Below are 25,672 nucleotides of genomic sequence, written 5' to 3' on the forward strand. Positions count from 1 at the left end.
TCACATGTGGGGAACGTTGTCGGGAATGTCGTAGAAGGTGGGGTGCCGGTAGACCTTGTCACCTGAGGGAGCGAAGAAGGGATCCTTCTCGTCAGGGCTGGATGCCGTGATCGCGGACGACTTCACCACCCAAATGCTCACGCCCTCGTTGCGCCGCGTGTAGAGGTCGCGCGCGTGGTGCACGGCCATCTCGTCGTCGGCGGCGCGGAGGGACCCGACGTGCACGTGGTTCAAGCCCCGCTTGCCTCGCACGAAAACCTCGTAGAGGGGCCATTCACTCCGGCTCATGCCTTCGCCTCCGTCATCTTGCGCGCGTGTGCGGCTGCCGCCTCGCGCACCCACTCGCCGTCCTCGTGGGCCTTGCGGCGCCGGACGACCCGTTCGGTGTTGCAGGGCCCGTTGCCCTTGATGACCTGCTTGAGCTCGTTCCAGTCGACCTCGCCGAAGTCGTAGTGCTCGCGTTCGGCGTTCCACTCCAGGTCGGGGTCCGGCAGCGTCACGCCGAGCATCTCGGCCTGCGGGACGGTCATGTCGACGAAGCGTTGCCGCAGCTCATCGTTGGTGTGCCGCTTGATCTTCCAGAGCATCGACTGCTCGGTGTGCGACGATTCGGCATCCGGCGGGCCGAACATCATCAGCGACGGCCACCAGAATCGGTTCACCGCGTCCTGGACCATGTCCCGCTGCGACTGAGTTCCCTTCATCATCGTCATCAGCAGTTCGTAGCCCTGCCGCTGGTGAAAGGACTCCTCCTTGCAGATCCGGATCATCGCCCTGGCGTAGGGGCCGTAGCTGGAGCGGCACAGCGGCACCTGGTTGCAGATCGCCGCGCCGTCGACGAGCCAGCCGATCACGCCGACGTCGGCGAACGACAACGTCGGGTAGTTGAAGATCGACGAGTACTTCTGCCGGCCGGTGATGAGCTTCTCGGTCAGATCCTGCCGGTCGCCACCGAGCGTCTCGGCCGCCGAGTACAGGTACAGGCCGTGCCCGGCCTCGTCCTGGACCTTCGCCAGCAGAATCGCCTTGCGGCGCAGCGAAGGCGCCCGCGTGATCCAGTTGCCCTCCGGCTGCATGCCGATGATCTCGGAGTGCGCGTGCTGGGCGATCTGGCGGACCATCGTCTTGCGGTAGCCATCGGGAAGCCAGTCCCGCGGCTCGAGCCGCTGGTCCTTGTCGATGGTGCGCTCGAAGTGCTCCTCGAGTTCCTGGTCTGACAACGTCGCTGTCATCGCTTCTCCTTGGACACCAGGGTGAGCACGTCGTACTTGGCGACGGATTCCTGGTCGTCGTTGGTCACGTCGGCGTCCCAGCGGACTTCGCCGTAGTCGGCGTTCTCGCGGGGCGTGATCTGCTTGCAGGTCAAGGTCACGGTCAGTGCGTCGCCGGGCTTGACGGGCGTGAGGAACCGCAGGTTCTCCAGTCCGTAGTTCGCCAGCACCGGTCCGGGCTCAGGCGACACGAACAGTCCCGCGGCGAAGGAGACGACCAGGTATCCGTGCGCGACGATGCCACCGAACAGCGGGTTCTCCCGGGCTGCGCCTTCATCGGTGTGCGCGTAGAAGGTGTCGCCGGTGAACTCCGCGAAGTGCGCGACGTCCGCATCGGTGACCTGCCGCGGGCCGGCCACCACCGAGTCGCCGATCTTCAGTTCGGCCAGGGACTTCCGGAAGGGGTGGACGCCGTCGGTGGCACGAGGGGCTCCTTCCACCCATCGTCCGGTGACCTGGGACAGCACTGCTGGGCTGCCCTGCACCGCAGTGCGCTGCATGTGGTGGAGGACGCCGCGAATGCCGCCCATCTCCTCACCACCGCCTGCGCGGCCGGGACCGCCGTGCACGAGTGCCGGCATCGGCGAACCGTGTCCGGTGGACTCCTTCGCGTCGTCCGCGTCGAGCACCAGCAGTCGGCCGTGCCAGGGCGCGACACCGAGCACGACGTCGCGGGCGAACTCGGCGTCTCCGCTGACCACGGAGCCGGCGAGGCTCCCCTGCCCGCGCGCGGCGTAGTCGACGACCTGCTCCACCGAGGTGTAGGGCATGAGCGTCGAGACGGGTCCGAACGCCTCGACCTCGTGCGGTTCTGCCCGATCGGGGTCCGCCTTGAGCAGCACCGGTGAGATGAAGGCTCCCCTTTCGGCGTCGGCGTCGATGAGCTCGACGTGCTCCGGGTCGCCGAAGACGATGTTGCCCGCACCCTGCAACGCCTTCAGGGATCGGCGGACCTCTTCGCGCTGTTCGAGGCTCGCCAACGCACCCATGCGAACGTCAGCGTTGCTCGGATTTCCGATCTTGATCTTCGCCAGGCGCTCACCGGCCGCCTCGGCGACGTCGTCGAACAGCTCCGCCGGAACGAACGCCCTCCGAATCGCAGTGCACTTCTGACCGGCCTTGACGGTCATCTCGGTGACCAGCTGCTTGACGTAGAGGTCGAATTCCGCGGTCCCCGGCTTGGCGTCCGGGCCCAGGATCGAGCAGTTGAGCGAGTCGGCCTCGGCGTTGAAGCGCACCGAGTTGCGCACGATGGCTGGGTGAGCCCGCAGCTTCTGCGCGGTGGACGCCGAGCCGGTGAACGACACCAGGTCCTGTCCGGTCACGTGATCGAGAAGGTCCCCTGCGCTTCCGCTGATCAGCTGCAGCGCCCCTTCGGGAATGAGCCCGGACTCCACGATCAGTTCGACGAGCTTCTCGGTGAGGTAGGCGGTCTGGCTGGCCGGCTTGATCAAGCTGGGCACGCCGGCGAGGAAGGCCGGGGCGAACTTCTCCAGCGGCCCCCACGCGGGGAAGTTGAAGGCGTTGATCTGCACTGCGACGCCACGCAGCGGCGTGGCGATGTGCTGGCCGAGGAAGGTGCCGCCCTTGCTGAGCGGTTCGACGTTCCCCTCCACGTAAACGGTGTCGTTGGGAAGTTCCCGCCGCCCCTTGCTGGAGTAGGCGAAGAGGACCCCTATCCCGCCGTCGATGTCGAACTTGGAGTCCCCGAGGGTGGCGCCGGTCCTGGCCGACAGTTCGTAGAGCTCTTCGCGATGCTCGCGGAGGTGCGAAGCCAGCGCTTTGAGCAGGGCTGCACGCTGGTGGAACGTCAGCTCCCTCAGCGCCGGCCCACCGACCGCGCGCCCGTGTTCGAGCGCTGCGGCCATGTCGATGCCGGCGGAGCTGATCCGCGTGACTTCGGCGCCCGTGACGGCGTCGTGCAGTGGCGTTCCTTCGGCTTCGCCCACCCTCCAGCCGCCACTTGTGTAGCTGCGCAGAACCTTGCTCGCACCTTGAGCCATCGTGCCTCGCCCTCCAGAATTACTAACCGAACGGTCGGGAATTAATGCTAGCGCGCAACGCCGGGGAGCGAAAGTGGCAACAGCGCGATCCACCCCGCCCGAACGGACGACGCGAGCAAGGTCGCCTTCCGCGCATCGGTGCCGGAGGGTGCGATGAAGGTCCCCTTGCGCAGGCATCGCCCAGCAGGCTTTTCCGGACTCGTCGCGAGGCCCACGATCAAGCGCACGCGCCTACGCTGAGCTCATGCCGCGGGCGGATGCGGCGACCGGACCCGAGGCGCTTCCGGATGGGATTCGTCCGATACCGCCGGTCTTGACATCCGTTTGCGCACTGACTTTTACTTGGGCAGATTTATTTACCGTCCATTCGGTCAGTAAGAAGGCGGTGCAACCCGGTGTCACGCTCGGCGAACCGACTCAGCGACTCCGCGAGGACCATGCTCGAATCCGACGTCGCCTCGACGTCGCTCGGCATCGTCGTGACCGCAGCGCACGACGGCAACGCAGTAGCCCGGATGCGGGTGACCGAGCAGATGGTCAACGGGCACGACATCACGCACGGCGGTTACGTCTTCCTGCTCGCCGACACGACATTCGCAGCCGCGTGCAACAGCCACGGGCCTGTCACCGTCGCCGCCGGAGCGGAAATCTCGTTCGTCACGAGCGCGTTCCTCGGCGACGAGCTGGTGGCGACCGCGCAAGAACGAACTCAATACGGTCGAAACGGCATCTACGACGTCACGGTGCACCGGGACACCCCTGCCGGGCCAGAGGTCGTCGCGGAGTTCCGCGGCCGCAGCCGGACCGTCGGCCAGATCAAGCGTTGAGGAGTTCCTCCCCATGACGACCACGCACAACGAAGTGCCGAGCGCCCGCCGACTTGGCGACGCGCCGCCGATCGACGACCTCTCATCGGCCGAAAGGCTGAGCACCGACGAGCTTCGCGCCCTGCAGCTCGAGCGCCTCCAGTGGACGCTGCGCCACGCCTACGCGAACGTTCCCTTCTACCGCAGGAAGTTCGACGACGCGGGCGTGCACCCCGATGACTGCCGAGAACTGAGCGACCTCGAGAAGTTTCCCTTCACCACCAAGCAGGACCTGCGCGACAACTACCCCTTCGGCATGTTCGCCGTTGCGCAGGACCAGGTCCGCCGGGTGCATGCCTCCAGCGGAACGACCGGCAAGCCGACGGTCGTGGGCTACACCGAATCCGACCTCGACGTGTGGGCCACCGTGGTCGCGAGATCGATCTTCGCCGCAGGCGGGCGCCCAGGGCACAAGGTGCACATCTCCTACGGGTACGGGCTGTTCACCGGAGGCCTCGGCGCCCACTACGGCGCCGAGAAGCTGGGGATGACGGTCGTCCCGGCTTCAGGCGGCATGACCGCACGGCAAGCGCAGATCATCAACGACTTCCGTCCCGAGATCATCATGGTGACGCCGTCCTACATGCTGACGCTACTCGACGAGTTCGAGCGTCAGGGGATCGATCCGCGCAGCACTTCCCTCAAGGTCGGAATCTTCGGCGCCGAGCCGTGGACCGAGCAGATGCGCCGCGAGATCGAGGAGCGCGCCGACATCCACGCGGTCGACATCTACGGCCTCTCGGAGGTGATGGGGCCCGGTGTCGCACAAGAGGCGGTCGAGACCAAGGACGGCCTTCACGTCTGGGAGGACCACTTCTACCCCGAGGTCGTCGACCCGATCGACGGCGTGCCGCTGCCCGACGGGACGACCGGGGAGCTCCTGTTCACGTCGCTGACCAAAGAAGCGCTGCCGATCATCCGCTACCGGACGCGCGACCTGACCGCGCTGCGGCCGGGCACGGCACGGCCGGCCTTCCGCCGGATGGACAAGGTGACCGGGCGCAGCGACGACATGATCATCCTGCGCGGGGTCAACGTCTTCCCGACGCAGATCGAGGAGATCGTGCTCGGCACCGCCGACCTGTCCCCGCACTTCCAGCTCAAGCTCACCCGCCAAGACCGGATGGACCGGCTGACCGTGCTGGTCGAGGCACTGCCCGAGACCACCACGGCGCGGCGCGAGAAGGCGCCGATGGAGATCGCCGAGAAGGTCAAGGACGGTGTCGGCGTGAGCGTCGGCGTGGAGATCGTCGAGCCAGGTTCCCTCGAGCGCTCGGTGGGCAAGCTCCGCCGGGTCATCGACCAACGCCCTCGCGACTGAGACGACTTGCGATAATGCGCTCATGACCGAACCGCCCAGCACCCGCGCGACCAAACGCGGTCGCCCCGGCTACGACCTGGAGTCCTTGCTCACGGTTGCGGTCAAGCTGTTCAACGAACGCGGCTACGACGGCACCAGCATGGAGGATCTGTCGCGCAAGCTGCAGATCACCAAGTCCGCGATCTACCACCACGTGCGCAGCAAGGACGAACTGCTGCGGCTCGCGGTCAACCGAGGACTGGACGGACTGTTCGCCGAGGCGGACAAGCTGGAGACCATCGACGGCCGCGCCATCGACAAACTCGAATACCTGGTGCGGGCCAGCGTCGGCGTGCTCGTCGATCAACTGCCCTTCGTGACCCTGCTGCTGCGGATCCGCGGCAACACCAAGGTCGAGAAGGCCGCGCTGGCCCGCCGCCGGGAGTTCGACCAGATCGTCGCCGACCTGGTCAGCAAGGCCGCGGCCGACGGCGACCTGCGTCCCGACGTCGACCCGGCGACCGCCGCACGCCTGCTGTTCGGCATGGTCAACTCACTCGTGGAGTGGTACCGGCCCCGGCAGGGAGCCGACGCGGAGACGCTGGCCGACACCGTCGCAGCGGTCGCATTCGACGGCCTCCGCGTCCGCAAGCAGGACTGATCAGCGCACCCGAAGATCAGCCGGTGCGCTCGTCGAGCTCGTAGAAGTCGTTGATGTGACCGCGCAGCAGCTCAACAGCGCGTTCGCCGTCACCGGACTCGATCGCTTGAAGGATCGCGCGGTGTTCACGCCGCACGTACCGCGAGGTGTCCCGCCAATCGTCCCTGCGGTCGTACACCTCGATCATCTGACGTTGGATCGCCGTGCGCAGCGACCCCATCATGTGAGCGGCCAGCGAATTGCCAGTGGACTCGGCGATCCGGACGTGGAACTCGGTGTCGAGGGCGTTGAAGTCGCGCGTGGTGAGGTGCGGGGAGTCCATCTCATCGAGAATCGCGTGCAAAGCCCGGTGATCGGCGGGAGTGGCGTGTCGAGCCGCCTCCAGCAGCGCCCACTCCTCCAGCGCCAGCCGGGTCCGCAGCACGTCGGCGCCGTTGAAGTGACCGAGCGTCAGCTGCATCTTGAGCAGCGTTGAGAAACCGGTGCCGGGGTGGCCGAGGAAAACGCACCCGCCGTCAGGGCCGCGGCCAGGCCGCACGTCGACGATCCCCAACGCTTCGAGCACGCGCAGCGCTTCCCGCAGCGACGGCCGGCTGACTCCGAGGAGCTGCGCGAACTCTCGCTCGCTGGGAAGGCGGTCGCCGGGGGCAAGACGCCCGTCGAGAATGCGTTGCTCGATCTGCGCCATGACCTGTTCGTAAGTCCGGACCTTGCGCACCGGCTCCCACGAGCTCTGGGTCGCGGAACTCATGCCACTCCTCCCTCTCCGACTCGGTCACTGGCCGACCCACCATACGTCGCGTTCTGCTCAAAATGGGTGTCTTGCAGGACCGTGAGAGGGGCTCGATCCGGGCCGGTTCGAAGCTGCCGCGCCCGGAGCACGGGAACCTTCCTGCCGGGAAAGTGGCAGGAAGGTCCCATGCGCGGTACAGCCGCTCAAGAAGCTCCGATGCCGGTCAGCGACCGGACCTCCATCTCGTCAGTGCGGTCATCTTCTTCGCGCTCTCCCAGCAGAGTGCCGATGTAGGCGAACAAGAACGACGCCGGGATCGACACCAAACCGGGGTTCTTCAGCGGGAACCAGGCGAAGTCGACACCGGGCAGGATCGAGGTCGGGGTTCCCGAAACCACCGGGGAGAAGATCACCAGGAACAGGCAGATGCCCAGGCCACCGTAGATCCCCCACAAGGTCCCCCGGGTGTTGAACCGCCGCCAGTACAGCGAGTAGAGCAAGGTCGACAGGTTCGCCGACGCGGCGAAGGCGAAGGCCAGCGACACCAGGAACGCGAGGTTCTGCCCGTTGACCAGGATGCCGCCGATGATCGAGGTAGCACCGATGATCAGGGCCGTCAGCCGCGCCACCCCGATCTCGGCCTCCGGCTCGGCCTGCCCGCGTTTGAAGACGTTGGCGTACACGTCGTGGGCGAAGGATGCCGATGCGGTCAGGGTCAGACCCGCCACCACGGCGAGGATCGTGGCGAAAGCGACTGCGGCGATCACTCCCAGCAGCACCGTTCCGCCGATCTTGTAGGCCAGCAGCGGCGCCGCGGAGTTCTCGCCGCCAGGAGCCGCCAGGATCGAATCCGTGCCGCTGATCGCCCCCGCCCCGTACCCGATCACCAACGTGCACAGGTAGAACACCGACATCGTGACGGTCGCCCACACCACGGAACGCCTCGCCTGCACGGCGTTGGGCACCGTGTAGAAGCGCATCAGCACGTGCGGCAGACCGGCGACGCCGAAGATCAACGCCAAGGACAGCGAGACGAAGTCGAGCTTGGTGGTCTCGCTCTTCCCGTACTGGGCTCCGGGAGAGAAGATCCGCTCACCGAGCGGGTTCTTCTCGGCTGCGTGCTGCAGCAACGAGGTGATGCTGAACCCGAACTTGCCCATGAGGAACAACGTCATGAGCGCGACGCACAGCATCAGGGCGACCGCCTTGATGATCTGCACCCAGGTGGTTCCCTTCATCCCACCCACGAGCACGTAGACGATCATCAGCGCGCCGACGGCGGCGATCACCAGGGCTTGACCGGCCGCGCTGTGCACGTCGAGCAGCAGCGCCACCAGACTTCCGGCGCCTGCGATCTGCGCGATCATGTAGATGAAGGAGATCATCAGCGTCGACACCGCCGCGGCGGCGCGCACCGGGCGCTGCTTCATGCGGTAGCTGAGCACGTCGCCCATGGTGAATCGGCCTGTGTTGCGCAGGAGTTCTGCGACCAGGAGCAGGTTCACCAACCATCCGACCAGGAACCCGATCGAGTAGAGAAAACCGTCGTAGCCGTGCACGGCGATGGCGCCCGCGATGCCGAGGAACGAGGCGGCCGAAAGGAAATCGCCCGACAGGGCGATGCCGTTCTGCGCACCGGTGAATTGCGATCCCGCTGCGAAGTAGTCGGTGGTGGAGCCCGTGCTGCTCACCCGGTAGACGATGAACAGCGTGAGCAGCACGAACGCCGCGAAGATGCTGATGTTGAGCATCGGGTTGGTGTCCATTACGGCCGCTCCTCTCCGGTGGCTTTGCGGTAGAGCTCCTCGGCACGAGGGTCGATCTCCTTGGCCGCGTAGCGCAGGTAGAGGGCCGTGATGACGAGGGTGCTGACGAACTGGCCGATGCCTAGGGCGAGTCCGATGTTGACGGCGCCGAACAGCCGAATTCCCATGAAATCGGGGAAGTACGCGGCGAGGACGACGTATCCGACGTACCAGACGACGAACACGAGTGTCATCGGGAACGTGAACCTGCGCAGCTTGCCGCGCAATTCGCGGAATTCCGCACTGCGTGCGATGTTGGGAAAGTCGGGTCCTGCGTCTCCGGGTACCGCGAGATCGGTTCGCCTGGCGGATTTGTCGATTTGACCGAAGGTCGCTTCGGTTTGTCGAGACGGCGGCGGGGGTTGGGTGGCGTTGCGCATGCATCCTTCCAAGCAATCGGACATCGCATCGACGTGTTCTGCGCCGATGCCGCAAAGTCCCCCAACTTCGTCCGAGCTCCCGCAGCTGTTCGCGATCTTCCTTGATCCCGAATTCCGCAGGAGTCGGTGACCGCACGACTTGCGATGCCAACCAGGGCGGGAGTCTAACGATCATTCCGCTTCACCTGGACCATGGCAGCGACACACCACACCAACTGATGAATCCGACGATCACTAACCGTGATTGAACCTGGCGAGAAGCCATACCTCCTCGAGGATGGAACCGAACCAAACCACCTCGAAAAATGAGGCCGAGCGGGATCATTTTTGCTGATCAACCGGCTGGTTAGGCGAGGGTAACACGGGACAGGCAGGGGCACATTCCCACGACGTTCGACCCCTTTGTCACCCAGCCGTAGAGATTCTCTCCATCGGGTGACTAAAGCGCATCCCGCCTTCGCGGCAATGAACACGATCAGTGTCCAAAGTGCCCAACGAGCTCCCACACACCCGTGAAGATGATCTCCATCGACCCGAATGCACTGGTCAGAGCGCTGAATTCAATGCAGAAAGTAGATCATTCCGGTGAGGTAGTGTTCTGCACGCCGAAGACCGGTATGCGAATTCGATGCCACCGCGATCACCCCCGACATCGCAGGCACTTCGAAATAGCCGGTCGAGACCGCACGGCCACCCGCGAAAACCCCCGAAACGCAGGCAGCGCCGCCAACCACGATGACCTGCCGCGCACACCCGAGGCGGGCCGGCCTGCCCACCACACGAACGCGCAGTTGGCGATGAAAGCTTCGACCGCGCGGGAAAGGACTGCGTCGTGAGCAGCGGAGTAGAAGACCCGCCCGCGAACGCGACCCGGGCATCCATGTGGTCGCGCGCCACGTCCCGAATCATCACGTGGCACAACTGGAAACTCCCGGTCAAGATCGCCGCTGTCGTTCTGGTACCGGTCATCTTCGCGATCGTGCTGGGCGTCCTTCAGATTCGCGGCCAGATCACCGAAGCCAGCAACTACGAGCAGATGGACCGCGTCGTCTCAGCCGGCCGCGCCGTGCGCACCGCCGTCGACAGGTTGCAGGAGGAACGCACTCAGTCCGCCGAATTCCTGGTTCGCAGCCAGGTGACCGAGGCCAACGTCAGGAACCGCTTCGCCGCGTCCGACAAGGCGCTGGCGGAGACCCAACGCCTGTTGAACGCCGCACCGGACAGCGACGCCGTTCAGTACGCCAAGCAGGAAACCGAACGGCAGTCGACCGAACTCGAGCCGATCCGCAAGCTCGTGCTCGGCGGACGCGTCGACCCCGGCATCACCGCCAACTCCTACACCGAGCTCATCGACGTGATGCTCGCGCTGGACCGGACGCTGATCAGCCAGATCTCGTCCTCGGAGCTGGTGGCCACCGCCACCACCGTGCACGAGCTCGCCAAGATCAGCGAAGAGGTCCAGCTGCAACAGGCCCTGGTGCTCACCGGCCTGTCCCGCGACGAGTTCACCAGTGACAACCTCACCCGCCTGGCCGCGAGCGAGGCCCGCCGCACCGCAGCGGTCAAGGAGTTCCGCGCCGCAGCCGACCCGCAGCAACGCGTCCGCTACGACCAGCTCTACTCCAATCCTCAGGTGCCGGCACGGGAAACCTCGGTTCAGCTGGCGATGGCCGAGCAGAACAACACCCGATCCACCCTGTCCTCGCACCTGGTGTCGACCGCGACGTGGAAGGAACAGTCCAGCACCGCAGCCCAGGCGCTCAACACGCTGCAGGCCCAGCTCGACCAGCAGCTGCACCAAACCGCGTTCAGCCTGCAGGACACCGCGGGCAACCTCGCCGGTCTCGAATCGGTCATCCTGCTCACCGCACTGCTGATCGCCGGCGCGATCGTGGTCATGGTGGCGAGGCATCTGCTCGGCTCGCTCGAAATGCTGCGGCACAGCGCACTCGACACCGCCAACCACCAGCTCCCCAACGCCGTCGCCGACATCCGCGCCGGACACGCGACACAGGCCGTCCAGCCGGTGCCGGTCAACACCACCGACGAAGTCGGCGAAGTTGCCCGAGCCTTCGACGACGTGCACACCCAGGCGGTCACCCTCGCCACCGAGCAGGCAGAACTCCGCCGCAGCTACAGCGACTCGTTCATCAACGTGTCGCGACGCAGCCAGAGCCTGCTCGAACGTCAGCTTCGACTCTTCGAGCAGCTCGAACGCGACGAAGAGGACCCTGACCAACTGGCAACGCTGTTCCAGCTGGACCACCTCGCGACCCGAATGCGCCGCAACAACGAGAACCTGATGGTGCTCTCCGGCGCCGATCTGGCACGTCGCTTCACCCGCCCCACCACGCCGGCCGACCTGCTGCGCGCCGCCGTGTCGGAGATCGAGCACTACCCGCGGGTCAACGTGCTGCAACTACCGGACACCAAGATCGTCGGGTACGTGGCCAGCGACCTGGTGCGGCTGCTGGCCGAACTCCTCGACAACGCCGCGAACTTCTCCGCGCCGCAGACCCAGGTCGTGGTGTCGGGACAACGAGACCGCGACGGCTCGCTGCGCATCGACATCGACGACGACGGCATCGGCATGAACCCGGACGAGCTCGCGGAAGCCAACCAGCGCCTGAACTCCGACGAGGAGATCAAGCAGTCCACGTCGCGACGCATGGGCCTGTTCGTGGTGGGCCGCCTGGCACGCAGACACGGCATCCGGGTGGAGCTGATGCCCGGTCAGAAGGACACCGGCCTGCGCGTGACCATGACCCTCCGGCCGGACCTGCTGATCGACGACGTCTCGCTCCCCGCCCCGCGCACCAACGGCGTCTACCGGCCCGGGCACGACGACGACACGCTGATCAGGCAGTTCGACTGGGAGGCAGCCGAACAGGACGCGATCAGCAACCCACCGACTCACAACGGGTTCCACCTCTTCCGCAGTGCCGATGACGAAGACTCGTCCCACGAGCTCTTCAGCGCCGAGGAGGCCTCCGCGGAGCCGCCGCCTGAGATGGAGGTTCCCGAGACCCCGGAGGCGATCCTCGACGAGCTGTCGTCGGTGTGGTTCCTGGAGCGGGAGGACGGCGACCCGGACGCAGAACCCAAGTTCCGCTGGCCCGACGAGATCGACGACACCCCGGTCACCGTGATCCTGCCGGCCGTGAAGCTGGATGAAAGGGCCCCTTCCTCCGATGAGGCCCCCAGCACGGGCGGCGAGGTCGACTCGCGTGACTGGACCTTCGCCAGCGATGAGGGTCAGCAGCGCGCTGAGGAGGTCGCGGCCTCCGAGCCGACCGACTTCACCTCGGCCGGGCTGCCCCAGCGGGTTCCGCTGGCGAACCTGGTCGCGGGCAGCGCTGACCGGACGGACAGCGACGAACTCCGTCCTGCGCGTGACCCCAACCGGGCGCGAGGCAGGTTGGCGAGCTTCCAAGCAGGCGTCCAGCGTGGCCGTCACCGTCTGAACCAGGCCTCGCAGGTCGCGGCAACGAGCGCGGAACAGTCCGCCACCACCCAGCAGGCCCCACCCGAGGATGGCAGCGCAGAGACGGCGGAGCCGCAGGCCGGGAACGAGGCCCCGCAGTACACGCCGTCGGGTCTGCCACGCCGGACCCCCAGAGCCCAGCTGGTATCGGGATCGGTCACCGATTCGACCGCCACATCTCCGCGCGACGCCGACGTGACGCGCGGACGGTTGGCCAGCTTCCAACGCGGTGTCCGCGAGGGCAAGCACAGCCTTCGCGGCCCACAGCCGTCAACGGATGAGACCCGGTGATCCCCGAAGCAGTTAGGAGGAAAGGAGGCGCCATGAACGCCCAAAATTCCCAGCCGAGCCAGTTCGGTTGGCTCGTCACGGACTTCACCGAGCGGGTTCCCGGTGTTGCCCACGCAGTCGTCGTCTCGGCTGACGGACTTCTGCTGACCGCATCGGCGAAACTCCCCACCGACCGCGCAGACCAGCTCGCCGCCGTCGCGTCCGGCCTGCTCAGCCTCACGCAGGGTGCGGCTCGGTGCTTCGAGGCGGGCGCTGTCACCGAGACCGTCGTCGAGATGGAGCGCGGTCTGATGCTGCAGATGGCGATCAGCGACGGCTCCTGCTTGACGGTTTTGGCGGCGCCGCAGTGCGACATGGGTTTGATCGCCTACGAGATGACCCTGTTGGTCGAGCGCGTCGGCCAGATCCTGACGCCGGAGCTGCGTTCTCAGCTGCAGGGAACAAGCCGAGTGATGACCGGACAGTCGGTGTGAGGCGAAGATGAGCGAAGGTCCGGACCCGACCGGGCAACACCGGCGGCGCCCCTCCGGCTCGCCGGAAAGCGAAAGCGTGGCGGAGGTTTTCAACGGGTTCACCCTGGACAGCGGTAGACGCGGGTGGCGCCGGAAGCGTGCTCAGAAGGATCCCGGGCCCCCGAGCACGACCGAGTCGGAGGAGGTCAAGGACGCCTCCCAGGCGCGGTCGGCCTTCCCCGGCCCATCCACAGCACCACAGCCGGCCGGTGGTCGCGGCAACCCCGCTCCGTCGAGTGCGGCCGGTTCTCAGACCGCACGGGACGCTTCGCCGACCGGTGAAGCGATGTCCACCTCCATCCGCCCATACGCGTGGACCGGTGGACGAACCAGGTCCAACCACCACCTGGAGCTCGAAACGCTGGTTTCGGCGAGCGATTTCTGCACGCCGGAGAGGTTGCAGCGCACCGAGCACCACGCCGTCGCTGAGATCTGCCAGCATCCGCGGTCGATCGCCGAGGTCGGCGCGATGCTGGGAGTTCCACTCGGCGTGGCGAAGGTCCTGCTCGGCGACATGGCGGATCTGGGTCTGGTCACGGTGCACGAGACGGTCAGCGACAACAGCAGCTCGTCGCACTTCTTGTTGATGGAACGGGTCCTGAGCGGACTTCGCCGACTCTGACTTCCCCCAGCGCGCGGGTCTCCTGGGCAGCGCGCCGAACGCAGACACCCAGCATTGACTTGATGACTGAAGTGGGCAGACATGAATCCTGATAGGCAAGCCCGACCTGAATACCCCCGCAGGTCCCCGAACACCACCTCCGCGAAGATCGTCGTCGCAGGTGGTTTCGGCGCCGGCAAAACCACATTCGTCGGTTCGGTTTCGGAAATCGTGCCGCTGACCACCGAAGCGGTCATGACCGAGGCCAGCCACGGCATCGACGACCTGCATGCGACCCCGAACAAGCAGACCACGACGGTGGCCATGGACTTCGGTCGTCTGTCACTGGACTCGGACCTGATCCTCTACCTGTTCGGCACGCCTGGTCAGCACCGGTTCTGGTTCATGTGGGACGACTTGGTGCGCGGAGCGATCGGTGCGGTCGTCCTGGTCGACACGCGCCGGCTGGCCGACTGCTTCTCGGCCATCGACTTCTTCGAGGACCGGAAGCTGCCCTACATCGTTGGGCTCAACTGCTTCGACGGCAACCTGCAGCACCGGGTTCAGGAGGTTCGCGAGGCGATGGCGATCCCGGCGGACGTTCCGATCGTCACCTGCGACGCCCGAAACCGGGAGTCCACCAAGCAATCTCTGATCCGGTTGGTCGAATACGCGATGCAGTGGTGGATGCAGAAGCATCCGGAAGAGCAGGGGAGCCTTTCTGCCACCCGCTGAGCGGTCTTCTCTCGGTGGGTATGGGTACGTTCCCACCCGGCTGAACTGACCGGAACGTCCCCATACCCACTTAGAATCAGCTAATCACCCGGTCAGGTGGTCACGACACACGCATCGGCCGTGCCTGCTACACGAATTCGGCGCCTACTATGCGGATAGTTCTACGCATGCAGAAGACGACCGCCGCCAAAGCCGCCGCTCTGAGCTTCCGCCGCCGCGTGTACCGGGTCAGTGAACTGACCAAGCTCGGAATCAGCCAGTCCACGGCCTATCGCTGGGCTCGTGCCGACGGCCCGTGGACACGTCTGGCCCCAGGAATCGTGCTCGTCGCCCCCGGCCCTGCGACAGTGCGGGATCGCATCGACGCTGCTCTGCTTCGCGCCGGGCCTCACGCGATGCTCACCGGATTGCACGCGGCTCGCCTGCACGGCTTGAAGTCGCCTCCGGAATCGGCCGACATCCACGTCCTCATCCCGCATCGCCAGAAGATCCAGAGCTACGCGGGCACCAGGTTCGAGCGCACCACCCGACTGCCGAAACCCGTTTTCATCGAAGGGATTCCTGTGGCGCCGCCGGTGCGCGCGGTGATGGACGGTGCTCGCACCTTCATGTCGGCGGCGCTGACCCGGCAGGTCTTGTTCGAGGCGATCAAGGCGGAGAACCTCTGCCGTTTCGAGGAACTCGTGGCCGAGATGGACAGCGGAAGCCGGCGGGGAACAGCCGTGCCCCGCGCGACGCTGCGCGCCTACAAATCCGGTCTTGAACCGCCACGAGATCTCCTGCGCGTGACGCTGACACCCACCTCCGGGCCGCCGCCACCGCGTGCTGTGCGACCGCGCCGCCGTTCCCTGTGGAGCGCGGGGCGGTTGCTCAGCCGCACCGTCCTCAGAACGCTGGTGCCGAGTCCGTGATTCCGAACTGCTCGTCTCCGACGGGTCTTCCGGCGATGGTGACGGGGTGCCCGGCCGGAACGGGTGTGGCTGCGGGGAGCCAGTCGCGGGCGACGCGCCAGGCGCTGTCGATCAAAGCCCCGGAGTGCGCGAAGGAGTAGGGCGAAAGACCGACGATGGAAGGAGCCGGCACCACGTACAACTCGCAACGCGGGGCGTTGACCTGCATGTCCAGTCGTGCTGCGGAGACCATCGCGGCGCCTAGAGCAGCTCCGTTGACACCACTGATCGAGCGCGGCGGTGACTTCGGCGGCGGCCAGGTCGCGATCGAACCGATCCCGCGGCGCCGATCCTGGGTGAACTCGAAAGGCTCAGTGCCGCCACAGGGGAGCACGAACACCCGTTGTGCTCCCTGCTCAACCGCGCGGCTGATGGGCATGAACGCGGCAGGTCCACCGTCGACGAGCCAGCGTCCACCGACTTCGACTGGAGGGAACATCCCAGGAATCGAGCACGACGCCACCAGCGGTGGCAGGGCAGGGCCGTCTTCGAAGTAGACGGCATCACCGGTGTCGAGATCGGTCGCGGTCACCGTCAGAGGGATCGCGCCCTGCTCCAGCCTGCGGAACGGCAGGGTTTCGTGCAGCCAGCGGGCCAGGCCGTGGTTGCCCATGACGTGGTTGGACAGACCGAGCTTGCCGGCGAGGATCCTGGTGGGCTGAATCGGGAACACGTCGGCTCGCCGCATCGACTTCCACAGGTCGCGCAGCTTCTCGGCACCGCGCGTGGTCGGATCACCGGCCAGCCACGCCGCGTTGAGCGAGCCCGCGGAGGTTCCCACGACGAGATCCGGCACGATGCCCGCCTCGAACAGTGCCGTTGCCAGACCTGCCTGGATGGCTCCGAAGGTGGAGCCGCCGGGCATGACCCATGCTGTGCGCATCAGCTCGTTCCCTCCTGGCGTTCACCTGTGCGCAAGAGTAACCAGGAACGCGGTCTTCGCAGCTCAGGCGTCGCCGGGGTCACCTCGTCTGCGCTGACGTTTGACTTCAGCGCGCCGTTTCTTGCCGGCGAGTCGTCGCCTTTGCGATCCCTTGGTCGGTTTGGTGGGGCGGCGCTTCGCAGCGGGTGGTGCGACGGCGGAGGCCAGCACTGCGGCGAGGCGTTCCCGGGCGGCTTGGCGGTTGGCCAGCTGAGCTCGGTTCTCGGAGGCGGTGATCGTGAGCACGCCATCGACCAATCGGTTCCCGAGCTTCTCCAGCGCGCGTGCGCGCAGTCGCTCGGGAATCGAGGACGAGCGCGCCAGGTCGAACGAAAGCTCCACCCGCGAGTCGGTGGTGTTGACTCCTTGCCCGCCTGGCCCCGACGACCTGGAGAAACGTTCGGACAGTTCTGCGGGCGGAATGCTCCAGCCACTCGTGATCGGCAGGTCGTCGGCCATACCGCAAGCATGCCGCACGGGTTCTGCTCGGCATAGTCGCGCCCGCCTGGGCAGCTTGGGTCCCTTCGTCGTGGATCTTTGGCAGGAAGGGACCCAAGCTGCGCGGATCAGCTGCCTGCGGGTCGCCATCCCGCAACGCCACCGGGCACCGGGGCGTCTGAGGCATATGGGGTGCGAGTGAAGATGAACGTGTTCAGGTTGAGGTGGTTGGGCGTGCCGTCGGCGTCCCGGCCGATGCGCAAGATCTCGCCCGCGTAGTAACCGTCCAGACCAGTCCAGGTGCCGTCGCCGTTCGGCCGGAAGCGCGAGGCCCTTCCTCGACGGCCGTGACCGAGCCTGAGGTCGAGGAGTCCGTTGCTGAGCACGCGCAGCACGTGCGGCGACGGGCCCCAGTACCACTCCCCCGTCAGTTCCAGCAGCCCCATGTCCACGTCCGGTCGCGGGATCCAGGGCTTCGGGATTCGTGGTTCGTGCTCGGCCAAGGCGTCAAGCAGGTCCGTGCCCAGCGCCCCGGTGACTCCCGCCGTCGTGTTGGCCATGAAGATCACCGCCTCGTTCTCGGCGGGGTCGGTCCACACGCTGGCCAAGAAGCCCGGCATCGAACCGCTGTGCCCGGCCAGGCGACGCCCGTTGTGTCGCATCAGCTGAAAACCGAGCCCATAACCGGAACGCCATTCAGGCCCGTCGTCCACCGATCCGGGCACGCGCATTTCGGCCACCGTGTCCGGGTGGAGCACTTCGCCGGTGTCGCCCAGGACGAAACGGGCCCACCGGACCATGTCGTCGTAGGTCGACCACAGCTGCCCTGCGGGAGCCATCGCACCTGCGTCTTCCGCCGGCTCCGGTAGCACCACGTCCGCCCACGGGTGGACGGCAAGTCCCTCCGCGTGGGGCGCGACGGGGCTCAGGGTCGTGCGGCGCATGCCGAGCGGCCGCAGGATCTCGCGCTCCATCACCTCGTGCCACGGGGCGCCACGAAGCCGGGCGACCAGTTCACCCAGGATTCCGAAACCCACGTTGGAGTAGTGGAACTGGTGGCGCGGTGTCGGGCGGAGCGCACTGTCGTCGACGGAGGCGAGCAGCTCCTCCGGGCTTCCACCCGGGGTGCGCTCCCACCACTGTCCTGCGGGCTCGGCGGTCAACCCGCTGCACTGGCTGAGGATCTCGCCGATGCTGCGGTTGCCGAGCGAGGTCCCCGGCAGGTACTCGTCCAGCTTGTCGGCGAGGTCGAGTCGGCCTTCGTCGCGCAGCCGCATCACGAGCACGCCCACGAACGTCTTCGTGATCGACCCGATCCGGTATTGGGTGTCCGTCGTGGAGGGAGCATCGTTCACCTGGCCACGGGAACCGAACCAGACCGTCTCTCCATCACGCACGAGACCGGCGATCAGCGAAGGAACACGGTTTTCACTCTGCTCCACGGCCAGGCGCCGCAGCAGCACGCGCTGGGTGGAGGGCAGCAGACTCGTCACCATGCCCCAATGCTTTCACGCCAAAGGACCAGCACACGCACATTTCGCGATCGGATGGAGCAGGGTGGCGGAAAGGTTCCCTTGCCCCGCTCATGCCTTGCGACTGCGACGCTCGACCCCCTTGCTGATTCCTTCCTTGGCGACCTGGAAGCGCACGGGCAGCCGTCCGAGCATGACCAGGACGAGGATGAGCAGAATCAGCACGATCCAGCCGCTCCATCCCAGCAGGCCGACGCTGGCGTTGTCGACCGGGTGACCGGCCTGGCTGAAGATCACTGCCATCGCACCCGCGGAGTTGAGGAAGCCGTGTGCGATCGCGGCCGGCCACACGCTGCCGGAGGCGAGCCTCAGCCAGCTCAGCAGCGTTCCCACGAGCACGCAGAAGGAGCCCATCATCAGGAACGACACCACGATGGGAACCGTCGGGTAGTTGTATCCGAGGAGCAGGATCGGCGCGTGCCAAAGCCCCCACAGGACACCTGTGGTGAGGAAGGAACCGGGCTGTCCCAGCGGCAGCAGGGCTTTGGCCAGGTAACCGCGCCAACCGAGTTCTTCGCCGAGCGCAGGCAGCGTGTGCACCCATCCGAGCAGGAAGACCTGGCCGAGCTGGGTCAGCGCGAGCGCCGTCGGTGATGTCTGGTTCTGCTCGCCGACGACGGTGGCTCCGAACTGCTCGACGAGTCCCGAGAAACCGGTCCAGTCCGCCTTGTAGACGCCGAGCAGGTAGCCGACCAGCAAGGAGAGCAGCACCGCCAGCAGAGGCCCGACGCACCCCAGGACGGCGTATCTCCACCACTTCTTGATCCCGCCGGCGTTGGTGAGTCCCAACTCGCGCAACGGGGAGCTGCTGATCCACTTGGTGACCACCACTGCCGCGACGGCGGGCACGAGCATCATGAGTGTGAGAGCGACCGGCGCCCATTCCCACGACAGTCCCTCGCCGGTCAGCCACAGGGGTGTGCTCAGCAACCAAGCAGGTGCATAGGCGAGGACCACGAACCAGACGGTGCCGCGAACATCCACTCGATCACGTTCGGAAACCACGCAGGCATCTTGCCAATGTTTTCTGAGTTATCGCTGAGTACGGCCTGATGACACGAAAATGGGGACCTTCCTGCCACTCGACATGACAGAAAGGTCCCCATGCTCACATCCGATTACGGCGCCGGTTGCGCAGGCGGCGTCGCGGCGGGCGGTGGCGTGCCCGGCAGGGCGGCGACCGGAAGTCCGCTGTGGATCTTGGTCATCGCGTCGAACCACGTTCGCGCGGGCACCTTGCCGCCGTAGATGTTGCCGCCACCGCCGCACAGGTAGGGCGGCGCGTCTCCGCCACCGTCACAGATCCCTTCCGGGCGCTTGCCGTCGGAGTAGGTCAGCACGGCACCGGCCATCTGCGGGGTGGCAGCCAGGAAGGCCGCGGACTTGTGCTCCTGGGTCGTACCGGTCTTTCCGATCATCGGACGCGCCCACTGGACGGCCTGCGCCGCCGCGCGGGAGGTTCCCTCGGTGTCGTCCTTGCTCAGCCCTTGCGCGAGAGCGGTGGCCACCGCCGGTGCCACCGCCTGCTCGCAGGCAGGCTCACCGAGCTGCACCGAGTTGCCGTAGCGGTCCTTGACCTCTTCGATCGGGGTCGGCGGGCAGTAGACGCCATCGCTCATGATCGTGGCCGCGACGTTGGACAGTTCCAGCACGCTGGTCGGCGTGAAGCCGAGGGTGAAGGAACCGTTGTTGCGCCGCTTGATCGAGTCGCCCAACGCGGGCCCGTTCGAGCCGTCGTCCTTGAGGGTCGAACCCAGCGAGTTGACGCCGTTGATGCTCTTGCGCATGCCGAGCTTGGCGGCCATGTCGACAGCGTTGTTCAGGCCGGCCCGTTCCAGCAGCGCCACGAAGCCGGTGTTCGGCGAGGTCGCCAACGCCATCTGCAACGTTCGCGGTCCCGGCCTCACGCCGTCGGCGTTGTGCACGGTGTAGGGCGCCTGCCCGTTCTTGTAGATCCGCGAGGTGTAGCTGGCGGGGACGTCGATCGTGTCGTAGATGCTCATGCCGCGCTCGATCGCAGCCCCGGCGGTGAAGATCTTGTAGATCGACCCCGCGCCGAAGGGCTGCACGCGGCTGACGATGTCGTAGGCCGTCTGACCCTTGCTCGGGTCGTTGCCGAAGTCGCGGTTGGCGACCAGGGCGCGGACCTTGTGCTTGTCCTTGCCGGGTTCGACGACCGACATCGCGTTGGCGATGCCGTCGGTCTGGGTCGGGACCTGCTTCTGAGCGGCCTGCTTGGCAGCATCAGAAGCAGTGCGGTCCAGGGTCGTGCGCACCGTGTAGCCGCCGACCTTCAGCTTGTCGGTGTCGATGCCGTAGCGCTCGAGGTAGTCGCGGACGTAGGTGCAGAAGAATCCGTCGGTGGTGCCGTCGCCGATGCCGACGCAGCCGTTCGGCGGCCGCCCCAGCGGGGACAGGACGCCCAAGGGCTCCTTCTTCGCGATCTCAGCGTCTTCCTCGGTGATGCGGATGTCGTTGTTGCTGTCGGCCATCAGGTCGATGACGAGGTTCCGCCGGGCCAGCGCGTCCTGCGGGTTGCTGTTGGGGTTCAGCGAACCGGGCTGGTTGACCACGGCGGCCAGCAGCGCTGCCTGGGCGATCGTCAGCTTGTCAGGAGTGGTGCCGAAGTACGTCTGGGAAGCAGCGCCGACCCCGAAGGTCTGGTTGCCGAAGGGCACCACGTTGAGATATCCGGTGAGGATCTCTTCCTTGGACATGGTGCGTTCGAGCTCGACGGCGATCTTGGCTTCGCGGAGCTTCCGGGCGACCGTGGTCTCCTTGGCCTGCTCCGCCTCCAACTCGGTGGTGGCCGAGACGTGCACCAGGTAGTTCTTCACGTACTGCTGGGTGATCGTGGACGCGCCCTGCGCTGTCTCGCCGCTGCCGATGTTCGTCGCGAGAGCGCGGATCGTGCCGTGCCAGTCGACGCCGCCGTGATGCCAGTAGCGCTTGTCCTCGACCGCGGTGATGGCGGCCTTCATGGTGTCGGCGATCTGCCCGGGGTGGGTTTCGACCCGGTAGTCCTTGAAGAAGTAGGCGATGGGTTTGCCGTTGCGGTCGGTGACGGTCGACACCTGCGGCATTTCGCGTTTGGCGAGCGAACTCGACATTTTCGACATGGCTTGGGTGGTCTGGTTGACCATCGCCCCAGCCCCGGTCGCAACCGGCAGCAGTAAAGCCGCCACGAGTACGCCGGCTAGGACGCACAGTCCGAACATCTTCAACAGCACGCCGCTGCGCACGCCAGCCCCTATCCCCAAAGTGTCCGCAAGATCCGGCCGCCGACCGCGCCAAGTGGCGCGAACCCACGCTCTCGCTCACCGATCCCAGCCGCCGGGAAGAACCACCGGCTTCCACTGCCCGGAAGCGATCGGCATCCGTTTCGCTTTGCCGTCAACCAGTTCGTTGATATCACACCAGCCCGCGCGCTCCGCCTGCTGCCGAACAACTGAATTCGACTCGAAACCGACACGGAAACAGGCCGAGTAACTACACTTCGTGACAGAAGGGTTCCCTTGCTCGCGGAGGAAACATGACCGATCCGTTCCTGGATTCGCTCGCCACCGCCCTGGGTGGGCAGGCGGCCACCGCACTGGGTGCCGCTGGGACGATGGCGTTGGCGAAGGTCCGCGACCTGCTTCGCCGCAGGTCGCAGCAGGACCCTGAAACCCAGGCGGCTTTGGAGGCCGCCGAGAGCGACGATGCGGGCCCAGCTCAGGTCACGGCACTGGCGGAGCGGCTGGACGCGGTGTGCTCGGACGACGAGGAGTTCGCCGAACTGCTGCGGCGCGAAGGCGCCGCCGTGCACAACGAGATCACGGCGTCGGACAACGTCGTCAACATAAACAACGGTCAGGTCAAGAATTTGGTGCAGACCCGCGAGATCAACGGCGGGATCACCTTCAACTAGTGCGCTGATCCGACTGGTCGAGCCCGGCCAGATACCGGTTGTACTCGGCCAGCTCCGGGTCTTCATCCGAATCAACAGGCGGCGCCGGAGGCGGCACCAAGGGCCGTGACCGGCGCCGTTCCGGTTTTTCGGACACCGCTTCAGCGGTGCTCGACCCGTCTTCGGCCCCGGCGCTGGTCGCAGGTTCGGCCTCGCCGCGCTGCTGCGCGAAGTCCATGCGGATCAGCTTGATCCAGAGGAAGATCGTGAAGGCGCCGAACAGCGGCCACTGCAGCGCATAGCCGAGGTTCTGGAAGCTCCCCCCGGCCTCGTGCGCGCGATCCCACTGCCACACGGCGAGGAAGCCGGTGGCGATCGTGGCCACGACGAACAGCGCATGCAGAAGCAGCCAACGCGGGGTCAACAGGCTGCGCAACACGCATCCGATTCTAGGTGCTCTCGGTAGACGGCAACGGCCTGGCACCGTTGCCCCTCGTCTCAGCCACTGTGCGTGATCTCGTTCGTCTGCCCGAACCCAAGGGACTCCTGTGGCCAAATGCACAGGTCGGCAAGGTCCCTCTTCGGTCGTGGCCGCGCAGCGAATGAAAGGAAGATTCCCTTGCTCACGCCCACCGGCGGCCGGCCAGGGCGCGGCAGGCGAGCAGCAGTGCACCCGTGATCGCGAAGGTCACCGGGTATCCGGACGCGGCGATGAGGACGCCGAACCCGATCGCGCCGAGTCCGTGACCGCCGTCGTAGGCGATGTTCCACGCGGTGCTCGCGGTCGCCGAGTCGGCGCGTTCCAGCATGAGGATGAGGGTCGTGTTCTGAACGGCTCCGAAGCCGGTGCCGAACACCGCCGCGCCCGCCAGCGCCACCGGGTCCGCGGTCCACGCGGCCAAGGCCAGCAGCAGCACACCGAAGCCGCCGAACAGCACCGAGGGTGCGAGGACGCCCTGCTGCCCAAATCGGTCCCCCAGGTGCCCGGCGAGCCAGCGTCCGAGCATGGTGGCGGCGGCGAAGATCAGCAGCGCGGCCGGGGCGACCGACGGGGTGACGGCCAGCGGCAGGAACGCCGTCAAACCGCCTGCCGCGGCCGTGTTGACCGCCATGACCGTCCAGGAAGGCAGCAGCGCGACCGGCCGGGCATGCGCTCCTCGCTCCTGGTCGCGGGTGCGCACCCGCTCGATGCCCAGGATCGTGAGGGCGGCCAGGACGGGGATCGCACCGGCGGTCCAGAACAGGGGCCCGAACCCGATTCGGCCGCTCAACCACACGCCTGCCGGCAGCAGGGCGACGTTGGGCAGGCCGATGGCGAGCCCGTAGTAGGCGGCCGCCCGGCCTCGTTGTGCGACGGGCACCAGTTCTGCGGTCAGCGCCGAGCCGGTGACCGTCAGCACCCCGAACCCGATTCCGCGCAGCGCCGAGACTCCGAGCAGCACCCACATGTCGCTGGAGAGGGCGAACAGCGGAGTCGGAAGCCCGATCACCGCGGTCCCCAGGGCAAACAGCCCGCGGCAGTCCATTCTCCTGAGCAACCACGGCATCGCCAGCTGAGCGAGCACCGTGACCAGCATGAACACCGCGTTCGTCGCGCCCGCTGCGATCTCGCCGGCGCCTCCGGCCACGGCCCACAACGGCACCACGGGCAGGAGCAGGGCGTACCCGGAGAACCCTCCGACCGTCGCGATCAGCAAGAAGCGGAACGAGCGCTGTCGCAGCGGGGTCCTGGATTCGTTCGAGACGGGTGTTCGCACCTGCTCTTGATAGGGGGTGGACCCTTCACGTGTCCATTCGACACTTGGCGAGAACCTTCCGAGTTGTCCCCTCTTGGCCGATTGTGCGCTTTCTGTCGATCGACTTGTCTGGTGCCCCGTTTCGGCAACGGCAAGGAGTCCGGCAATGCAGAGATGGCAAGCACTGGCGTTGGCGGGTGTCGTGGTGGGCACCGGATTGGTCCCCGCGACCGCGGGAGCACCACGGACCATGGCCGCACCGCCCCCGTGCAGCGAGGAACCTCGGGAGAACCCGATCACCGAGTTCACCAGCTACGACGAGATGCTGGTGGAGCTCGACCGCATCGAACGCGTCAGCGCCGGCCGGGTGGCCGTTGAAGACGTGGGCGGTTCCAACAAGGGCCGCGACATGATGCTCGCGCGCGTGGGCACCGGGCCCAAGGTCGTTCTCATCACCGCCGAGATCCACGGCAACGAGAAAACGGGCCCCGACGCCCTGCTCGACATCCTCGACTACTTGGGCACGTCGGACTCCACCACCGCGCAGCAGATCCGCGACCAGGTGACGGTGGTCGCGATGCCGAAGATCAACCCGGATGCCGGTTCCCTCGACCGGCGCGGCAACGACATGACCTGGCAGGAAGTTCAGTCCCGGTTCCCCCAGCTGGCCACGTCACCGCCGCCGTGGAACTACATCACCGATCAGCGGCAGGGCGACGACTACTCGCAACGCCCGGGCTTCGACGTCAACCGCGACTACCACCCGAACCTGGCGTACCAGCCGCAGCCGCAGGACTTCCCCGGCAGCAGCGACCGGCCCGGCTGGTTCATCAGCCCGGAGACGCAGACGGTCCGCGACGTCTACACGGGACTGCAAGCGGAGTTCGGCGCTGTTGACACCTACGTCGACCTTCATCACCAAGGAGCCTGCTACACGGTTCCCGGAACTGACAGGTTCGTGACCATGAGCCTGTCCGGCAAGTTCGTCGCTGACCCGAACACGCCCGAAGGCGCCGCCTTCGCCGAGTTCGCCGACAGCTATCGCCCGGAGTACTCCAAGCAGCTCAACGTGGCGGCGTACAACGCGCTTCAAAGCGCTGCCGAGCGCAACCCCGACTTCGGCAACATCACGTTGTACCCGCAGGACATCAACCTGCCCGGTACGGGCTTGGGAGCCTTCCAGCTCAACGGCAGCGGTGCCGTGCTCTTCGAGGTGCGCGGTCAGACTCAGACGCTCGGTGAGCAGCACCGCGAAATGCTCACGCGGACGGTCTACATCGGCTTGGACGGGATCCTTTCGTCCATCGCCTCCGGCGAGGTGACCCAGCTCGACCCGGCCGCCTACGACCAGATTCCGCCGACCGACCGCGGCCAGCGGACCCTGCAGGGGACGACCGACATCGAGGGCTGATTCCCATCAACGCTGCGCTGTCGTTGACCTCCAGGCGCACGGCCGGAGCGCCTCGGAGCTGGGAGAACTCCGTGAGTGGTGCTGTCGATTTCGACGATGTGCTCGCTGAGCTCGCCGCACGAAGGCTCGAGTTCCGCGAGCAGCGGTATGTC

The 25,672-nt window shown here is 66.5% G+C and carries 24 protein-coding genes; 11 read left to right on the forward strand and 13 right to left on the reverse strand.

All coding sequences use genetic code 11. The annotated features are described in order from the left end of the window. From paaB to paaZ, 3 genes are read right to left on the reverse strand one after another with little or no spacing between them, the layout of a single operon-like run. A complete protein-coding gene (gene paaB, locus AB0J91_RS04450; protein WP_132618937.1) occupies positions 1-288 on the reverse strand; it encodes a 1,2-phenylacetyl-CoA epoxidase subunit PaaB in 288 nt (95 codons plus the stop codon). Beyond that, entirely contained in the window at positions 285-1,232 is a 948-nt protein-coding gene (gene paaA, locus AB0J91_RS04455) for a 1,2-phenylacetyl-CoA epoxidase subunit PaaA (protein ID WP_363864083.1), read from the reverse strand. The genes paaB and paaA overlap by 4 nt, the downstream gene beginning before the upstream one ends. After that, complete coding sequence (gene paaZ, locus AB0J91_RS04460; RefSeq protein WP_363864085.1) at positions 1,229-3,274, reverse strand: phenylacetic acid degradation bifunctional protein PaaZ; 2,046 nt, start codon at positions 3,272-3,274, stop codon at positions 1,229-1,231. Before paaZ ends, paaA begins: the two co-directional genes overlap by 4 nt. Before the next feature lie 437 nt (positions 3,275-3,711). On the opposite strand from paaZ, the gene paaI reads away from it, so the two are divergent. From paaI to AB0J91_RS04475, 3 genes are read left to right on the forward strand one after another with little or no spacing between them, the layout of a single operon-like run. Continuing rightward, positions 3,712-4,101 carry a hydroxyphenylacetyl-CoA thioesterase PaaI gene (gene paaI, locus AB0J91_RS04465; protein ID WP_363794012.1) on the forward strand — a complete coding sequence of 130 codons (390 nt, stop codon included), beginning with the start codon at positions 3,712-3,714 and terminating at the stop codon, positions 4,099-4,101. Between the two features lie 13 nt (positions 4,102-4,114). Further along, positions 4,115-5,461 (forward strand): phenylacetate--CoA ligase PaaK, encoded by a 1,347-nt coding sequence (gene paaK / locus AB0J91_RS04470; protein WP_363864087.1) that lies wholly within the window; start codon positions 4,115-4,117, stop codon positions 5,459-5,461. A gap of 22 nt (positions 5,462-5,483) precedes the next feature. Further along, positions 5,484-6,101 (forward strand): TetR/AcrR family transcriptional regulator, encoded by a 618-nt coding sequence (locus AB0J91_RS04475; RefSeq protein ID WP_363794008.1) that lies wholly within the window; start codon positions 5,484-5,486, stop codon positions 6,099-6,101. Positions 6,102-6,117: 16 nt separating this feature from the next. Here the strand turns inward: AB0J91_RS04475 and AB0J91_RS04480 are convergent, their stop codons facing one another. The 3 genes from AB0J91_RS04480 to AB0J91_RS04490 form a co-directional block, all read right to left on the reverse strand. Continuing rightward, positions 6,118-6,852, reverse strand: a complete 735-nt coding sequence (locus AB0J91_RS04480) for a FadR/GntR family transcriptional regulator (protein ID WP_363864089.1) — start codon at positions 6,850-6,852, stop codon at positions 6,118-6,120. Between the two features lie 185 nt (positions 6,853-7,037). After that, positions 7,038-8,600 carry a cation acetate symporter gene (locus AB0J91_RS04485; protein ID WP_363864091.1) on the reverse strand — a complete coding sequence of 521 codons (1,563 nt, stop codon included), beginning with the start codon at positions 8,598-8,600 and terminating at the stop codon, positions 7,038-7,040. Continuing rightward, on the reverse strand, positions 8,600-9,043 hold the full coding sequence (locus AB0J91_RS04490; protein WP_363864093.1) for a DUF485 domain-containing protein: 444 nt from the start codon (positions 9,041-9,043) through the stop codon (positions 8,600-8,602). Before AB0J91_RS04490 ends, AB0J91_RS04485 begins: the two co-directional genes overlap by 1 nt. Positions 9,044-9,537: 494 nt before the next feature. Here AB0J91_RS04490 and AB0J91_RS04495 point away from each other — a divergent pair, with 494 nt between their 5' ends. The 6 genes from AB0J91_RS04495 (at position 9,538) to AB0J91_RS04520 (ending at position 15,553) form a co-directional block, all read left to right on the forward strand. Further along, positions 9,538-9,855 (forward strand): hypothetical protein, encoded by a 318-nt coding sequence (locus AB0J91_RS04495; RefSeq protein WP_363864095.1) that lies wholly within the window; start codon positions 9,538-9,540, stop codon positions 9,853-9,855. After that, positions 9,852-12,794: a nitrate- and nitrite sensing domain-containing protein gene (locus AB0J91_RS04500; RefSeq protein WP_363864097.1), complete on the forward strand. Its 2,943-nt coding sequence runs from the start codon at positions 9,852-9,854 to the stop codon at positions 12,792-12,794. Before AB0J91_RS04495 ends, AB0J91_RS04500 begins: the two co-directional genes overlap by 4 nt. Positions 12,795-12,826: 32 nt before the next feature. Beyond that, positions 12,827-13,267 (forward strand): roadblock/LC7 domain-containing protein, encoded by a 441-nt coding sequence (locus AB0J91_RS04505; protein ID WP_132618957.1) that lies wholly within the window; start codon positions 12,827-12,829, stop codon positions 13,265-13,267. 325 nt (positions 13,268-13,592) lie between these two features. Continuing rightward, the gene (locus AB0J91_RS04510) at positions 13,593-13,928 is read left to right on the forward strand and encodes a DUF742 domain-containing protein (protein ID WP_363793998.1); all 336 of its coding nucleotides are present in this window, start codon (positions 13,593-13,595) and stop codon (positions 13,926-13,928) included. A gap of 81 nt (positions 13,929-14,009) precedes the next feature. After that, on the forward strand, positions 14,010-14,642 hold the full coding sequence (locus AB0J91_RS04515; protein WP_363793996.1) for an ATP/GTP-binding protein: 633 nt from the start codon (positions 14,010-14,012) through the stop codon (positions 14,640-14,642). A gap of 167 nt (positions 14,643-14,809) precedes the next feature. After that, positions 14,810-15,553 (forward strand): hypothetical protein, encoded by a 744-nt coding sequence (locus AB0J91_RS04520; RefSeq protein WP_363793994.1) that lies wholly within the window; start codon positions 14,810-14,812, stop codon positions 15,551-15,553. Here AB0J91_RS04520 and AB0J91_RS04525 read toward each other — a convergent pair. The 5 genes from AB0J91_RS04525 to AB0J91_RS04545 form a co-directional block, all read right to left on the reverse strand. Next, positions 15,528-16,475 (reverse strand): patatin-like phospholipase family protein, encoded by a 948-nt coding sequence (locus AB0J91_RS04525; RefSeq protein ID WP_363793992.1) that lies wholly within the window; start codon positions 16,473-16,475, stop codon positions 15,528-15,530. The two genes, AB0J91_RS04520 and AB0J91_RS04525, sit on opposite strands and share 26 nt — an antisense overlap. 63 nt (positions 16,476-16,538) lie before the next feature. Beyond that, positions 16,539-16,973 (reverse strand): alternative ribosome rescue aminoacyl-tRNA hydrolase ArfB, encoded by a 435-nt coding sequence (arfB, locus tag AB0J91_RS04530; RefSeq protein WP_363864099.1) that lies wholly within the window; start codon positions 16,971-16,973, stop codon positions 16,539-16,541. 107 nt (positions 16,974-17,080) lie between these two features. Continuing rightward, the gene (locus AB0J91_RS04535) at positions 17,081-18,448 is read right to left on the reverse strand and encodes a serine hydrolase domain-containing protein (RefSeq protein WP_363864101.1); all 1,368 of its coding nucleotides are present in this window, start codon (positions 18,446-18,448) and stop codon (positions 17,081-17,083) included. An 87-nt stretch (positions 18,449-18,535) separates the two neighbouring features. Further along, the gene (locus AB0J91_RS04540) at positions 18,536-19,489 is read right to left on the reverse strand and encodes a CPBP family intramembrane glutamic endopeptidase (RefSeq protein WP_363864103.1); all 954 of its coding nucleotides are present in this window, start codon (positions 19,487-19,489) and stop codon (positions 18,536-18,538) included. 113 nt (positions 19,490-19,602) lie between these two features. Beyond that, a complete protein-coding gene (locus tag AB0J91_RS04545) occupies positions 19,603-21,702 on the reverse strand; it encodes a transglycosylase domain-containing protein (protein ID WP_363864125.1) in 2,100 nt (699 codons plus the stop codon). 314 nt (positions 21,703-22,016) lie between these two features. On the opposite strand from AB0J91_RS04545, the gene AB0J91_RS04550 reads away from it, so the two are divergent. Next, entirely contained in the window at positions 22,017-22,394 is a 378-nt protein-coding gene (locus AB0J91_RS04550) for a hypothetical protein (RefSeq protein ID WP_363864105.1), read from the forward strand. Here AB0J91_RS04550 and AB0J91_RS04555 read toward each other — a convergent pair. After that, entirely contained in the window at positions 22,387-22,812 is a 426-nt protein-coding gene (locus AB0J91_RS04555; protein WP_363864107.1) for a hypothetical protein, read from the reverse strand. The two genes, AB0J91_RS04550 and AB0J91_RS04555, sit on opposite strands and share 8 nt — an antisense overlap. A 184-nt stretch (positions 22,813-22,996) precedes the next feature. Next, a complete protein-coding gene (locus tag AB0J91_RS04560; RefSeq protein ID WP_363864109.1) occupies positions 22,997-24,130 on the reverse strand; it encodes an MFS transporter in 1,134 nt (377 codons plus the stop codon). A gap of 145 nt (positions 24,131-24,275) precedes the next feature. Between AB0J91_RS04560 and AB0J91_RS04565 the strand changes: the two genes are divergently transcribed. Continuing rightward, positions 24,276-25,520, forward strand: coding sequence for a M14 family zinc carboxypeptidase (locus AB0J91_RS04565; protein WP_363864111.1), 1,245 nt, complete (start codon positions 24,276-24,278; stop codon positions 25,518-25,520). Positions 25,521-25,672 lie beyond the last annotated feature (152 nt).

It is taken from the genome of Saccharopolyspora sp. NPDC049357, assembly GCF_040677225.1.
GTDB lineage: Bacteria > Actinomycetota > Actinomycetes > Mycobacteriales > Pseudonocardiaceae > Saccharopolyspora.